This window comes from Amycolatopsis jiangsuensis (assembly GCF_014204865.1).
Classification (GTDB): domain Bacteria; phylum Actinomycetota; class Actinomycetes; order Mycobacteriales; family Pseudonocardiaceae; genus Amycolatopsis; species Amycolatopsis jiangsuensis.
On record NZ_JACHMG010000001.1, the window covers coordinates 3,221,972 to 3,235,275 of the forward strand.

Consider the following 13,304-nt stretch of genomic DNA (forward strand, 5'->3'; position numbering starts at 1 on the left):
CGGGAGTGGTCAATGACCGACAGGTGATTTGATCGGTCGGTTTGTGGTGTGCGGTAAGGAAGTTCGGTTGCTGCGGCGGCGACGGGCCGCTTGCCGACGTGGTGATCATCGGAAGCTCGGGCTGCGGATCGGGAGGGGTTTGCGCGCTGCCGTGGGCAGCTGGCTTGGGATCGGCGCCCTTGCGGGGCCACACGGCGGCGTCATCGTGTGGTGGTCGGGCGCCACACGGCAGCGGCGTCGTGTTCCGGTCCGGCACCACACGGCGACACCGGCGTGCGGAGGTTTCGCGCTATACGCGCGGTACCGTCGTGCCGGGGCTTTCGGCACCACATGGCGACACCGTCGGGTCGCGCTCCGGCGCCACACGGCAGCGGCGTCGTGTTCCAGTCCGGCACCACACGGCGGCACCGGCGTGCCGAGATTTCGTGCAATACGCGCGGTACCGTCGTCTCGACGTTTCCGCACCACACGGCGGTACCGTCGTGCCGAGGTCTCGGCGCCACACGGCGACACCGTCGGGTCGCGGTCCGGCGCTACAGCAACAGCGTCGTGTTCCGGTCCAGCATCACATGGCGACACCGGCGTGCCGACGTTTCGGCACCATACGGCGGCGCCATCGGGGCGCGGTTCAGGCAACGCACAGCGGCAGCATCGTGTCCCGGCCAGCACCGGCACGGCGGCACGTCGTGTGTTGAATGTTTCGGCGTCGCACAGCGGTGGTGTCGGGTCGCGGCGTTGGTGTGCTCACAGTTTCGCGAGTCCGGTGGCGGTATCTCCCAGCACCGGGTGCGGCGTTGGGAGATACCGCCATGCGAACGCGGCCGTCCGCTGTGGAGCGGCGTTGCGCATGCGAGGGCTTCAGCCGCAGCGCTCCGCATGCGAGGGTGTCGGGCGCGGTCCTCCGCGCGCGAGAGCTTCGGGCGCGGTCTTCCGCGCGCGAAGGCTGCGGGCGCGGTCCTCCGCGCGCGAGGGTTTCGGGCGCGGTCTTCCGCGTGCGTGAGGACCGCGCGACCGTGCTGTGGCGGCGCGGTAGTGACCTCGCCGGTCCGGCGGTGCGGGCATTAGGCTGCTCGCCATGCCGAAGATCGCCGTGACGCGCTGGATTCCGGATGAGGCCGTGCGAGTTCTCGAGTCTGTCGGCGAGGTGGCGGTTTCGCCCGCCGACCGGCCGCTCACGCCGGAGGAGCTGCGGGAGTTCGTGTCCGGGTCGGCCGCGGTGGTCTCGATGCTGCACGACCGGATCGACAGTACGGTCGCGGAGGCCGCGGGTCCCGGGCTGAAGGTGGTCGCGAACGTCGCGGTGGGTTACGACAACGTCGACGTCGCCGCGATGACCGAGCGTGGCGTCGTGGTGGCCAACACGCCGGGCGTACTCACCGACGCCACCGCCGATCTCACATTCGGGCTGCTGCTCGCCCTCACGCGTCGGCTCGGCGAAGGGGAACGACTTGTGCGCTCGGGCCGGCCGTGGTCGTTCCACTTGGGTTTCCTGCTCGGTTCCGGGCTGCAGGGCACAACACTCGGCATCGTGGGGCTCGGGCAGATCGGCCGTGCGGTGGCCGAGCGGGCGGCCGCGTTCGGCATGCGGATCGTCTACTCCGGACGGTCCCGTAAGGCGGATTTCGCCGGAGAGTTCGTGCCGTTCGAGGAGGTGCTGCGGCGTTCGGACTTCGTTTCGCTGCACTGCCCACTCACCCCGGACACGCGGCATCTGATCGACGCGGCCGCGTTGCGGGCGATGAAACCGGGCGCGTACCTGGTGAACACCACGCGCGGCCCGGTGGTCGACGAGTCCGCGCTGGCCGACGCGCTGGAGGCCGGGGAGATCGCCGGAGCCGCACTGGACGTGTTCGAGGCGGAGCCGGACGTCGAGCCACGCCTGCTCGGCCGCGAGAACGTGGTGCTGACCCCGCACCTGGGGTCGGCGACCGTGGAAACCCGCACCGCGATGGCGGTGCTGGCCGCGCGCAACGTCGCCTCGGTGCTCGCCGGGGCGGAACCGCTGACGGAGGTGAGCGCGTGACCCGTGTCGTGATCGCACCGGACAAGTTCAAGGGCAGCCTCACCGCGGTCGAGGTGGCCGACGCGATCGCACTCGGCGTGCGGGATGCGTTGCCGGACGCCGAAATCGCCGCCCGCCCGGTCGCCGACGGTGGCGAGGGAACGCTGGAGGTTCTGGAGAACGCGGGCGGGGCCATGGTGCGGCTGTCGGTGCGCGGCCCGCTGACCGAGCAGGTCGAGGCGCGCTACGTACTGCTCGAGGACACCGCGTACCTGGAGTCGGCGCGGGCGTGCGGCATCGAGTTCGTCACGCCCAGCCCGGAAACCGCCCTCGCCGCGCACACCTGGGGCGTGGGTGAGCTGCTGGCGGACGCGGTGAACCGGGGTGCGCGACGGCTCGTGCTGACCGTCGGCGGAACGGCGAGCACGGACGGTGGCGCGGGCATGCTGGCCGCGCTGGGTGCCGGGGTGTTCGACCCGTTCGGCTCACCCGTGGGCCTCGGCGGCGGCGCGCTGGCGCGGGTCGCGCGGGCGGAGCTGGGACCCGTGCGCGAACGGCTGGGTACGGTGCCGGTGACTGTCGCGACCGACGTCACGAATCCGCTGCTCGGCCCGAACGGCGCGGCCGCGGTGTTCGGGCCGCAGAAGGGTGCGGGCGCCGAGGACGTCGCCACGCTGGACGCCGCGCTGGCGGGCTGGGCCGAGGTGCTGGCGAACGCCGGCGCCGGCGACGTCTCGCAGGTGCCCGGCGCGGGCGCGGGCGGCGGTATCGCGGGCGGGGCGATCGCCGGCCTGGGCGCGGAGGTCGCATCGGGCTTCGACCTGATCGCGTCCCTCACCGGGGTGGACGCCGCGTTGTCCGGCGCCGACCTTGTGATCACCGGAGAGGGGTCGCTGGACGAACAGTCGTTGTCCGGCAAGGCACCCGCCGGCATCGCCGCGCGAGCGGCGCGGGCCGGGGCACCGTTGCTGGTACTGGCCGGGCGGATCCAGCTGGACGCCGCGGCGCTGGCCGGGCTGGGCGTGGTGGGGAGCAGCGCGCTGATCGACCATGCCCCATCGCTCGACCACGCCCGCACGCACGCCGCCGAACTCCTGCGCACCCGGGCGGACATCCTGGTCAGGGAATGGGCGACACGCTGACCTCTCGGAGCCGGATTTCCGGGCTGCGCAACCGAACACTGGACAGCACGAGGTGGAACCGCTGCAGCACCCGAGCGGAAATTCCGGTCGAGGAATGCGCAACGCACTGACGTCCTGGACCGGAATCATCGGGCCGCGTCGCCGGGCGCGCGACAACTCGAGGCGGACCGCTGCAGCAGCGAACCTGGAGTCCAGCCGAAGTGCCAGCGACGTACCGACACCCGGAATCGAGGTCACCGGGCGCCGCCACCGCACGCTCGACAGGCAGAAGCGGACCGCTACGGCACCAACCTCAAAACCAGCAAAAGCCCACCAAGCACCAAAGTCTCGGAACTGGATCCCCTGGCGGTCCAGCCAAACGCCAGACAGCGCGATGCGGACCGCCGCAGCACTGAACCCGAAGTCCAGCAAAGAAACCCACGACCCACCAACGCTTGGAACCGGAGTTGCCGGACTGCGCAACTGAAGCGCTCGACAGACCGACGCGGCACCGCTGCAACATCCGAGCGCACATGCTGGTGCTGTGTCGCGCACGGTTGGCGAGGTATCGCTGACGGCGGCCGGACCAGGGTTTCGTGAGTGTCCAAGCCGGTTCTCACCGGCTTGGACACTCACGAGCCGGTATTGCCTGCCGAACCTCTCGTGGCACCGCACCGCTCAGGGACTCGACGACACGGTGACGACCCGAGACCGATATTCACCAGGCGGGGCGGCCGGACAATCGGCAGAGTGCGGCGGTTCAGTCCGCTCGGGAGCCGGGGTGGCGCTCCGTCCACCCGGCAGCAACGCGGGGCGATACTCCGTACGCCCGACAACGGGGTTGCGTAGACGAACACTCGGCAACGCGAGAGGCCGCCACCCACCCTGGGCAACGCGAGGCTCCCCTACCCCCAGCCATGGGCAGCGCCAGGCGTTCCGAACACCCGGGAACGCAGACTTCAGGGCAACGCCGGACGCCGAGCCAACCACCTGGAACGTGAAGCTCAACCCCGTCCCCGGAGCACGAAGCTCCACCCACCGAAAACGCGAAGCCCCACCCACTCACCCGACAGCGCGAGCGCGAGGCCCAACCACCCGCCGCCGGCCCTCCCCGGCAAGCCCGCCCAGACCGCCGTGCCGCGCCCGCCGACGGGGCCACAGGTGCCACTCCACGCCGTCGACTTGCCAAATTTGCTCATTCAAGCTAATTTTTGCTCATGCGAGCAAGAACGTTCACCGAGTCCGGCAGGCGGGCGCAGATCGTGACGGCGGCGATCGAGGTGATTGCCGAGGACGGATACGCCAGGGCGTCGTTCAGCCGGATCGCGAAGCAGGCCGGGCTGTCCAGTACCGGGATGATCAGTTACCACTTCGCGGGAAAGGACGATCTGCTCACCGCTTGCGTCGGGGAGATCGAGCAGGTCATGCGGGCGTTCATGGAGCCACGGATCGATGCCGCGGTCGGGCACGTCGCCCAGTTGCGGGCGTACGTCGAGTCCAATGTGGACATGGTGGGCGAGCATCCGGCGGCCGTGCGGGCGCTGATCGACCTCGTGAAGAACGCCGGTTCGCAGAGTGCCGCGGTGAACGGGCGGCTGGACTTGTTCGAGGAGCACTTCCGGACCGGCCAGGCGGCCGGCGCGTTCCGCCGTTTCGACTCGCGGACCATGGCGCTCGCCTGCGCGGCCGGGATCGACGCGGTCGTCGCCACCATGGCCGCCGCGCCGCCGGGGGCCGAGGAACTCACGCGGCTGGGACGTGAGCTCGCCGAAGCGTATGTGCGGGCGACCGCACCTGATGTCGAGGGGGAAGAATGACCGTTCAACAGCCCGACATGGGCCTGCGCCGCGTGGTGCGCGCCAACGTGCGCAACGTGATCTTCGAAGTCGTCGTGCCGATGGCGTTGTTCTACGGCCTGCGCGCGGCCGGGGTGAGCCAGTGGTGGGCGCTGATGTCGGGCGTTCTCGTGGTCGCGCCGTATGTGCTGTGGACGATCGTGCGCAACCGCCGGATCGACCTCATCGCCATGGTGACGCTCAGCGTCCTCGTGCTGTCGGTGGTGCTCGGCCTCCTGTCGGACGATCCACGCACGCTCGCGATCCGGGAAGGCTGGACTGCCGCGCTCGGCGGGCTCTTCGGCGCCTGGATGCTCGTCACGGTGGGGCTCGGCAAACCGGCCCAGCTCATCCTCGGCCGCACCATCGCCGAGGTGAAACGCGGCGCCGAAGGCGCGCGGGCGTGGGCTGCGCGCTGGGACACCGACGCCCGGTTCCGCCGCGGGATGCGCATCGATACCGCGGCCTGGGGAGGTGTGCTGCTGGCCGGTGCGGTGGCGCACGTCGTCCTCGTCTACGTGCTGCCGATCGACTTGATCTCGCTGGTCACCAACGTGGTCTGGTTCGGCTCGCTGGCCCTCCTGATCGCCTGGCACGTCTGGTACCTCAAGAAGGAGAACCTCGATGCCTGACGTCCTGGTCGCCGGGGCCGGCCCGACCGGGCTGCTGACGTCGTTCGAACTGGAACGCGCCGGGCTCGAAGTGCTGGTCCTGGAACGCGATGCGCGGCCGAGCCGGCAGTCGAAGGCACTCGCCGTGCAGCCCCGTTCGATCGAGGTGCTGGCCGAGCGCGACCTGCTCTCCGCGATCGAACCGCACGTCCAGGCCCGTCTGGAGGCCGGGCACTTCGCCGGGCTCCCGGTCGGCTATGCCGATCTGCCCACGCGTTTTCCTTACCAGCTCGGCGTCGAACAGGCTCACATCGCGACGGCGATCGAGGGGAAGCTGCGTACGCCGGTTCTGCGTGGCGCGGCCGTCACCGCTGTGGCACAGGATGGCAGCGGCGTCACGGTCACCGCTGGCGGGCGCGAGCATCGGGCAGGCTGGCTGGTCGCCGCGGACGGCGGGCACAGCACTGTGCGCGCCTTGCTGGGCGCCGATTTCCCCGGCTACTCGGCGCGGATCTCCTTGGTCGTCGCGGACCTCAAGCTCGATCGCAAACCTGACGGTCTCGCCGAAAACTGGCAACTGCCGGCGCACGGTTCGGGATTCCTGCTACCGCTCACCGGCGGACGCCACCGGGTCATCGTCGCCGGGGAGGAACAGCAACAGCTCGGCCGCGACGCCCCGGTCACCGCGGAAGAACTGCAGCGCGGCCTGCTGGCCGCGCACGGGCCGGGCATCGAAGTGGGCGAAGTCCTCTGGGCCTCACGGTTCGGTGACGCGGCGCGGCAGCTGGCGAGGTACCGGCACGGCCGCGTCCTGTTCGCCGGCGACGCCGCGCACATCCACCTCCCCGTGGGCGGACAGGGGCTGAACCTGGGGCTGCAGGACGCGGTGAACCTCGGCTGGAAGCTGGCCGCGCAGGTTCGCGGATGGGCACCGGAGGGGCTGCTCGACAGCTACCACGACGAGCGGCATCCGATCGCCGAACGCGTGCTGCTCAGCACCCGGGCGCAAGGGGCGCTCGGCATGCCGAACCCCGAGTCGGCGGCCGTGCGCGAGATCTTCCGCGGGCTCCTCGCCGTTCCCGAAGCCCGCCGCGACGTCGCGCTGGAACTGTCCGGCATCGGGATCCGCTACCCGGGCACCACCGGTCGCGCGACCGCGGTCCCGGCCACACCGGACGGGCGCGGAGTGCTCATCGGCACGCCGCTGCCGCCGGGCTGGGCCGACCGCCTCGTCTCCGCCGGGGGCGCCGAGCCGCAGCTCGTCCGTCCCGACGGCTACCTGGCCTGGGCGGGTGGGCCGGACCTGGACGCCGCGGCGCGGCGGTGGTTCGGCCTCCCGGCCTGACGGTCAGGCGGACTGCTGCGGCAGCACGGCGAACGCCACGTCGCCGGTCTCGTCTTGCTGGACGTCGAGCACCTTGTCGTCCAGCAGTGCGGCGGCCTGCGGCTCCAGGAAGACCTTGGCCCCGCCGTCGGCGCCGACCACACGGTCGCCGTCCTCCGGGGACGGGGCGACGGACAACGCCAGCTGCGCACCGTCGCCTTCCATGCTCTGGAGAGCGAACCGCAGTCCGCTATCACCGGTTTCGGTGCCCTCCTGGGCGGTCAGCGCGGTGATCGCCTCGGCGGCGGCTTCGGTGACGGTCAGCATCTTCGGCCTTCCCTTCGTCGCGGTCGGATGCGATGTCAGATGGTGGATCTCAAGCTAAGGTCGCCTGCCCGGTCGCGCAGCGTGAGCGGATCGGTGATCAGACGAAGGTGGCAGCGGTCACAGTGCGTCCCTGCGGCCGGCCGGTCAGGCTCTCCGGTTCATCGCCGAACGGATCGCGTCGGCGACCGTGCCGCCCACCGGGTCCACCGGTTCCCCGGCGCCGGCGGAAGCCTCGTCCTCGGCACCGGCCGGATCGGCCTGCCGTCGCTGCACTGCCACGCCGGGACCGGGCTCGTCCTCCTCGGCGGGGTGCCGATCACTCATGAGCCCTCCTGGCGTCCGCAGTGTTCGAGTGGAGCTACCCGAGGCGGGCCGCGGTGAAACGGGGTCACCCGCTGTCACCCGGATCACAGGTTTTCAGCGGGTTCACCAGGTTAACAAGGTTGTGAACCGCGAGTAACGTCGAACGTATGACCACCACCAGGTGGACGTCCGGGCGGCCACTGTTCAGCGCCGGCCGGCACCACGAACTCGGCGGGCACGCCGCGTGGTATCTCCTCGCCGGCGGGATCACCACCGGGCTGCAGGCGGTGCTGTTCCTCGTCCTGCAACCGCAGCTCGGCGCGCAGTGGGCGAACCTCGTGGCCATCGCGCTCACCACCGTGGGCAACACCGAGTTCCATCGCCGCGTCACGTTCGCCGGGCGCAGCAGCCGCGCCGGGAAGCGGCATCTGCAGGACCTCGCGACCTTCGCCTTCTACGCCGGCTACGGCTCGCTCGTCCTGGCCGGGCTCGACGAGCTGGTGACCCACCCGACCGCATGGGAGCAGACGAGCGCGCTGCTGGCCGCGAGCTTCGTCGGCGGTGTGGTGCGGTTCGCGGTGCTGCGCTGGTGGGTTTTCGCCCGCCGCCACGCGGAACAAGCCGGCAGCTGAGCCGGACACGCCGGGGGGCGTTCAGTCGCCGAGGGATCGCGCGCGGGTATTCAGGTAACGCGCATGGGCCAGGTTGGTGGCCAGCCGCGCTGCCTCGATGTACGCGGCCCGCGTGGCCGAGCCGAGCGATCGGACTGGGCGAAACTTGCATCAGTAGCCGGTAGAGGGCGACGATCTGCGGCCAATCGGTGTCCTCGAGGCTCACTGCCTGGTCGTGGATCGCGGCGAGCGCGGCCTACAGCTGATACGGACCGATTGGGCCGTGCGGCAGGGCGCGGGTGATCAGGTCGACGCCGCGGCGGATCGGCTCCGCCTTCCACCAGGTCCGGTCCTGGTCGTGCAACGGGACCAGCTCGCCGTGCCCGGTCAGCCGTGCCGGGGTGCGGGCGTCGGTGAGCAGCATCAGCGCCAGCAGGCCGGCGGCCTCGCTGTCGTCCGGCAGGGCCGCGGCGGTGATCTCGGCCAGCCGGATCGCCTCCGCGGCCAGATCGGCGCGATGCAGGTCCGGGCCCGACGTCGCGGAGTAGCCCTCGCGAAAGATCAGGTACAGCACGTGCAGGACGGACTCGAGCCGCTTCGCCCGCTCGGCCTCCGGCGGCATCCGGAACGGGACACCACTGCCCTGGACAGTGCGCTTGGCACGGGAGATCCGCCGGGGCATCGCTGTTTCCGAGGTGAGGAACGCCCTGGCGATCTCGGCAGTGATCAGACCGCCGGCGGCACGCAACGTCAACGCGATCTGCGACGGCTGCGGCAACGACGGATGGCAGCACAGGGTCAGCAGGATCAGCGTGTCGTCGGCGTCGCCCGTTGTGGAATCCGCGGGCGAGCGGGCCGCCTCCCCCGGCAGCACCCGGCTCGCCGCCGCGGCCTCCCGGCGCCGTGAAGCCTGTTCGGCACGCAGCAGATCGATCAGCTTGCGCGAGGCGACCTGCAGCAACCAGCCGTACGGTCGCTCCGGCACGCCGTTGGCCCGCCACTGGCGCACGGCGATCAGGAGCGCCTCCTGCACGGCGTCCTCGGCCGGATCGAACCGGCCGTAGCGCCGCACGAGCCCGCCGAGGACCTGCGGGGCGAGCCGCCGCAGCGCGTCCTCGACCGGTTCGTGGGGCATCGTCTCGTCAGAGGTCGTCGGACTCGGCCTCCGCCAGCGGCCGGATCACCACGCCGGAATCGGCCGGCCGGCCCGGCGCGCGGTTCAGCCCGGCGGCGATCTCGGTGGCCCGATCGAGGCCGTCGCAGTCGACGATCCAGTACCCGGCGATGACCTCCTCGGCTCGGCGAACGGACCGTCGGTGACAACCTGCACACCGTCGCGCAGCCCGGCGGGCCAGCAGTGGCGCGGTACTTCATCGGATCCTCCTGTCCCGCGGCGCCCTGTTCCCGCGGCACCCTGTTGTTCCCGCGACACCGCGGTGGCGCCGTCCGGCAAGGCAACGGAGCCGGGGACCCGGACCGGACACCTACGCGGCAGTAGCTCCGGAGAGGGTGCCGTCGGCAGCCGTGACCACTCTCTGTTGCGCCACGACCAGGTCACTCTTCGTGACATGTCGGCGGCGCGATCCGCACATTCTGCGAGCCGGGATTCGTACTGTGCGTCGTCCGGTCTCGTTTGTGTCAAGACCACTGCTGCTAACGGGGTATTCGTAGTTGAAAGATGGACTGTTGGGCCAGCAGCCGCCTAGGGTTACACAGCGTCGCAACGGACGTGGCTGTTACCCCGCCGATCGGGGGAGCCGCGACCGCAACATCACAGAGTGTTGACCCCAAGACTGCGACGGTCGCCGGGTCGCCGGGGAGACGACCATGTCAGCACCGTCGAAGCCGTCCCGCACCGAGGAACCCGCCGTCACGGGGTACGTGACGCCGGAAATGCTGCCGCGCTCCGGTGGGCGGCTCACCAAGGAGGACCTCGATCCTCTGGTGCGCGCGGCGGGCCGGAACGACCAGGCGGCGATCGCGAAGCTGCTGCACGTGCTGCGTCCGGTGGTCGCCCGCTACTGCCGGGCCCGGATGGGTGGCCGCGACCTGTCCTATCTCTCCGCCGACGACGTCGCCCAGGACGTGTGCATGGCCGTGCTCAAGGCCCTGCCCGACTACCAGGACCGCGGCGGCTCCTTCCTCTACCTCGTGCACGCGATCGCGGCGAACAAGGTCGCCGACGCCTACCGCACGGTCGCGCGCGACCGGTCCGACCCCGTGCCGGAGCTGCCCGAGCGTCCGCTGACCGGCAACGAACCGGAAACGCGGGCACTGCAGGTCGATCTGGGCGCCCGGCTGCAGGAGCTGCTCACCAGGCTCGCGCCGCTGCAGCAGGAAATCCTCGCGTTGCGCATCATCGTCGGGCTCAGCGCGAACGAGACCGCCGAGACGCTGGGCATCTCCCCCGGCAACGTCCGCGTCACCCAGCACCGCGCGCTGAGCAAGCTGCGCGAAATGATCCAGGGCCAGGACTTCTGACCCGTGCGGCGCGGGCGCTCAGCCCAGCCCGTACACGCGAGCGGCGGTCTGCTCGAACACCGCCAGCCGCTCCGGATCGGTGAGCGGGCCGGTGAGCGAGACCGCGGCGTCCAGCACCACCTCGTAGGCCGCGGCCAGTTCGCACACCGGCCAGTCGCTGCCGAACATGACCCGGTCCGGGCCGAACGTGCCGAACACGTGGTCGGCGTAGCGGCGCAGGTGACCCACCCGCCATTCGTGCCAGTCCGCCTCGGTCACGAGTCCGGAAAGCTTGCAGTGGACGTTCTCCCGCGCGGCCAGCTCCGCCAGGCGGACGGCCCACGGCTGCCACTCCCCGGCCGCGACACCGGGCTTCGCCGCGTGGTCGAGCACCAGCGGCAGGTCCGGCAGCTGCTGCGCCACCTGCCGGGCGGAGCCGAGCTGCGCCGTGGTGACGAGCAGGTCGTAGACCAGTCCGGCAGCACCGACCGCGGCCAGCCCGCGCAGCACTTCCGGACGCAATAGCCACTCCGCGCCGGGTTCGTCCTCGACCTGGTGGCGGATGCCCACGAGCGGGCCGAGTTCCTTCAGCCGCGCCAGCCGATCGGCGACGTCCGGGGCGGTCAGGTCCACCCAGCCGACGACACCGGCGATCAGCGGCTCGGCCGCCGCGGTGACGAGGAACTCCTCCGTCTCGGCCTGCTCCGGCACGGTCTGCACGAGGACGGTGGCACGCACCCCGGCGTTCGCCGTCACCCGGCGCAGATCGTCCACTGTGTACGGCTTGTGGATCGGAGCCATCGGCTCGGCGGCCAGCCACGGATACGCGCGGCGGGCGGGATCCCACAGGTGGTGGTGCGAATCGATCACTGCGTTCCTCCGGAAACGACGGTGGCTGCCTCGGTGCGGAGCAGGCCCTTGTCGACGAGGTCCTGCCACAGCCCGGCCGGCACGTCCGCCGCGGCGCGACGGACGTTGCGCGACACCTGACCAGGATCGTGCGCGCCGAGGACCATCGAGGACACTGCCGGATGGACACGCGGCAACGCGAGGGCCGCGTCCGGCAGTTCGACGCCGTGCAGCGCGCAGATTTCCGCGATGCGCTCGGCTTTCCGCACCAGCTCCGCGGGCGCGGTGGCGTAGTCGTAGATCCTGCCCGGTTCCGCGGTGGCGAGGATTCCGCCGTTGAACACGCCGCCGGCGACCACCCCGACACCGCGCTCGAGGCACAGGGGCAGCAGATCGTCGAGCGCGGCCTGATCGAGCAGGGTGTAGCGGCCGGCCACCAGCACGTGGTCGAGGTCGAACCGGCGGACGAACTCGGCCAGCATCGGCGCCTGGTTCATGCCCGCACCGATCGCCCGCACCACGCCCTGGTCCCGTAGCTGCAGCAGGGCAGGGAACGCGCCCGCCACCGCCTCGGCGAAATGCTCGTCGGGGTCGTGCACGTAGACGAGGTCCACGTGATCGGCTCCGAGCCGGGTCAGGCTGTCCTCCAGCGAGCGGAGCACGCCGTCGCGGCTGAAGTCCCAGCGGCGGAGGTAGGTCGCGGGTACGTCGAACCCCTGGCCGTCGCGTGTGCCAGGCTCGGCCGCCTGCGGTTCGAGTACCCGGCCGACCTTGGTGGACACCACGTACTCGTCGCGCGGATACGCCGACAACGCGGCACCGAGGCGCCGTTCGGACAGCCCGAGCCCGTAGTGCGGCGCGGTGTCGAAGTAGCGGATGCCCTCGTCCCACGCCCGTCGCACGGTCGCCCCGGCCGTCTCGTCGGAGATCGCGTGGTAGAGGTTGCCCAGCTGCGCGCCGCCCAGCCCCAGCGGGGACAGCCGCGGCGCCACACTTTGCGGTACCGGGACGTGGGTCATCGCTCCTCCTGACCAGCTGCGTGGCACGCTGTGCGAGTACGCCGAAACATCCGAGGTCTTTGCAGGGAGGGGTGGTCGCCGTGCCCGTCACCGATGTCGCGATCGACAAGATCAAGGACATGATCATCTCGGGCGAGCTGGCGCCGGGCGACCGGCTGCCCAAGGAGGCCGAGCTGGCCCAGCGGCTCGGGCTCTCGCGCAGCTCCCTGCGCGAGGCGGTGAAGGCGCTGTGCCTCATCCGGGTGCTGGACGTGCGCCAGGGCGACGGTACCTACGTGACGAGCCTGGAGCCGAACCTGCTGCTCGACGCGATGACCTTCGTGGTCGACTTCCACCGCGACGACACGGTGCTGGATTTCCTCGCCGTGCGGCGGATCCTGGAACCGGCCGCGACCGCGATGGCCGCGCTGCACATGAGCGACGCGGACGTGGCCGAGCTGGCCGAGCTGCTGGGCGAGCTGGCCGACGCGCCGACGGTGGAGGCGCTGGTGGCCAACGACCTCGAGTTCCACCGCAAGATCGCGGACGGCTCCGGCAATCCGGTGCTGTGCTCGCTGCTGGACAGCCTCTCCGGGCCGACCGCGCGGGCGCGGATCTGGCGCGGGCTCACCCAGGAGGGCGCGGTGGCCCGCACCCGCGAGCAGCACGCCGCGATCCACGAGGCGATCGCCAACCGGGAGCCAGAGCTGGCACGTTCCTGGGCGACGGTGCACATCGCCGGGGTCGAACAGTGGCTGCGCAGCACCCTCGCCCCGGCGACCGCCGAGCCCTGAACCCACGTCCCGCTTCCGCCACCCGACCGTCACGGACGCCTGCACGGACTTCCCGGGAGGTCGGATCAT

General features: G+C 71.1%; 13 protein-coding genes. 8 read left to right on the forward strand and 5 right to left on the reverse strand.

Annotated features, from left to right (window positions below):
* Positions 1-1,075 precede the first annotated feature (1,075 nt).
* The 5 genes from BJY18_RS14195 to BJY18_RS14215 all read left to right on the forward strand — a co-directional run bounded on the left by BJY18_RS14195 (position 1,076) and on the right by BJY18_RS14215 (position 6,914).
* Entirely contained in the window at positions 1,076-2,023 is a 948-nt protein-coding gene (locus BJY18_RS14195; protein ID WP_184780433.1) for a 2-hydroxyacid dehydrogenase, read from the forward strand.
* Positions 2,020-3,144, forward strand: coding sequence for a glycerate kinase (locus tag BJY18_RS14200; RefSeq protein WP_184780434.1), 1,125 nt, complete (start codon positions 2,020-2,022; stop codon positions 3,142-3,144). The genes BJY18_RS14195 and BJY18_RS14200 overlap by 4 nt, the downstream gene beginning before the upstream one ends.
* 1,196 nt (positions 3,145-4,340) lie before the next feature.
* Entirely contained in the window at positions 4,341-4,940 is a 600-nt protein-coding gene (locus BJY18_RS14205) for a TetR/AcrR family transcriptional regulator (RefSeq protein ID WP_184780435.1), read from the forward strand.
* Positions 4,937-5,590 (forward strand): VC0807 family protein, encoded by a 654-nt coding sequence (locus BJY18_RS14210; protein ID WP_184780436.1) that lies wholly within the window; start codon positions 4,937-4,939, stop codon positions 5,588-5,590. Before BJY18_RS14205 ends, BJY18_RS14210 begins: the two co-directional genes overlap by 4 nt.
* Positions 5,583-6,914 (forward strand): FAD-dependent monooxygenase, encoded by a 1,332-nt coding sequence (locus tag BJY18_RS14215; RefSeq protein WP_184780437.1) that lies wholly within the window; start codon positions 5,583-5,585, stop codon positions 6,912-6,914. The genes BJY18_RS14210 and BJY18_RS14215 overlap by 8 nt, the downstream gene beginning before the upstream one ends.
* A gap of 3 nt (positions 6,915-6,917) precedes the next feature.
* Here the strand turns inward: BJY18_RS14215 and BJY18_RS14220 are convergent, their stop codons facing one another.
* Together BJY18_RS14220 and BJY18_RS14225 are read right to left on the reverse strand one after the other, a co-directional pair.
* Positions 6,918-7,220 (reverse strand): iron-sulfur cluster biosynthesis protein, encoded by a 303-nt coding sequence (locus BJY18_RS14220; protein ID WP_184780438.1) that lies wholly within the window; start codon positions 7,218-7,220, stop codon positions 6,918-6,920.
* 144 nt (positions 7,221-7,364) lie between these two features.
* Complete coding sequence (locus BJY18_RS14225) at positions 7,365-7,544, reverse strand: hypothetical protein (protein WP_184780439.1); 180 nt, start codon at positions 7,542-7,544, stop codon at positions 7,365-7,367.
* Between the two features lie 146 nt (positions 7,545-7,690).
* On the opposite strand from BJY18_RS14225, the gene BJY18_RS36865 reads away from it, so the two are divergent.
* Positions 7,691-8,155, forward strand: coding sequence for a GtrA family protein (locus BJY18_RS36865; RefSeq protein WP_184780440.1), 465 nt, complete (start codon positions 7,691-7,693; stop codon positions 8,153-8,155).
* A 235-nt stretch (positions 8,156-8,390) separates the two neighbouring features.
* On the opposite strand, the gene BJY18_RS14235 is transcribed toward BJY18_RS36865, so the two are convergent.
* Positions 8,391-9,269: an RNA polymerase sigma factor gene (locus BJY18_RS14235; protein ID WP_312873842.1), complete on the reverse strand. Its 879-nt coding sequence runs from the start codon at positions 9,267-9,269 to the stop codon at positions 8,391-8,393.
* A 692-nt stretch (positions 9,270-9,961) separates the two neighbouring features.
* Here BJY18_RS14235 and shbA point away from each other — a divergent pair.
* Positions 9,962-10,615: an RNA polymerase sigma factor ShbA gene (gene shbA / locus BJY18_RS14240; protein ID WP_184780441.1), complete on the forward strand. Its 654-nt coding sequence runs from the start codon at positions 9,962-9,964 to the stop codon at positions 10,613-10,615.
* Positions 10,616-10,633: 18 nt separating this feature from the next.
* Here shbA and BJY18_RS14245 read toward each other — a convergent pair whose 3' ends face one another.
* Together BJY18_RS14245 and BJY18_RS14250 are read right to left on the reverse strand one after the other, a co-directional pair.
* Positions 10,634-11,464, reverse strand: coding sequence for an amidohydrolase family protein (locus tag BJY18_RS14245; RefSeq protein WP_184780442.1), 831 nt, complete (start codon positions 11,462-11,464; stop codon positions 10,634-10,636).
* Positions 11,461-12,462 (reverse strand): aldo/keto reductase, encoded by a 1,002-nt coding sequence (locus BJY18_RS14250; RefSeq protein WP_221457718.1) that lies wholly within the window; start codon positions 12,460-12,462, stop codon positions 11,461-11,463. The genes BJY18_RS14245 and BJY18_RS14250 overlap by 4 nt, the downstream gene beginning before the upstream one ends.
* Before the next feature lie 80 nt (positions 12,463-12,542).
* Between BJY18_RS14250 and BJY18_RS14255 the strand changes: the two genes are divergently transcribed.
* Positions 12,543-13,235 (forward strand): FadR/GntR family transcriptional regulator, encoded by a 693-nt coding sequence (locus BJY18_RS14255; RefSeq protein ID WP_184780443.1) that lies wholly within the window; start codon positions 12,543-12,545, stop codon positions 13,233-13,235.
* The last annotated feature ends 69 nt before the right edge of the window (positions 13,236-13,304 follow it).

Excerpts from the sequence above, each read along its gene's own strand:
- BJY18_RS14210 (WP_184780436.1), top strand. The coding sequence starts at position 4,937 with ATGACCGTTCAACAGCCCGACATGGGCCTGCGCCGCGTGGTGCGCGCC.
- BJY18_RS14195 (WP_184780433.1), top strand. The coding sequence starts at position 1,076 with ATGCCGAAGATCGCCGTGACGCGCTGGATTCCGGATGAGGCCGTGCGA.
- BJY18_RS14235 (WP_312873842.1), bottom strand. The coding sequence starts at position 9,269 with ATGCCCCACGAACCGGTCGAGGACGCGCTGCGGCGGCTCGCCCCGCAG.
- BJY18_RS14215 (WP_184780437.1), top strand. The coding sequence starts at position 5,583 with ATGCCTGACGTCCTGGTCGCCGGGGCCGGCCCGACCGGGCTGCTGACG.
- BJY18_RS14225 (WP_184780439.1), bottom strand. The coding sequence starts at position 7,544 with ATGAGTGATCGGCACCCCGCCGAGGAGGACGAGCCCGGTCCCGGCGTG.
- BJY18_RS14220 (WP_184780438.1), bottom strand. The coding sequence starts at position 7,220 with ATGCTGACCGTCACCGAAGCCGCCGCCGAGGCGATCACCGCGCTGACC.
- shbA (WP_184780441.1), top strand. The coding sequence starts at position 9,962 with ATGTCAGCACCGTCGAAGCCGTCCCGCACCGAGGAACCCGCCGTCACG.
- BJY18_RS14250 (WP_221457718.1), bottom strand. The coding sequence starts at position 12,462 with ATGACCCACGTCCCGGTACCGCAAAGTGTGGCGCCGCGGCTGTCCCCG.
- BJY18_RS14205 (WP_184780435.1), top strand. The coding sequence starts at position 4,341 with ATGCGAGCAAGAACGTTCACCGAGTCCGGCAGGCGGGCGCAGATCGTG.
- BJY18_RS36865 (WP_184780440.1), top strand. The coding sequence starts at position 7,691 with ATGACCACCACCAGGTGGACGTCCGGGCGGCCACTGTTCAGCGCCGGC.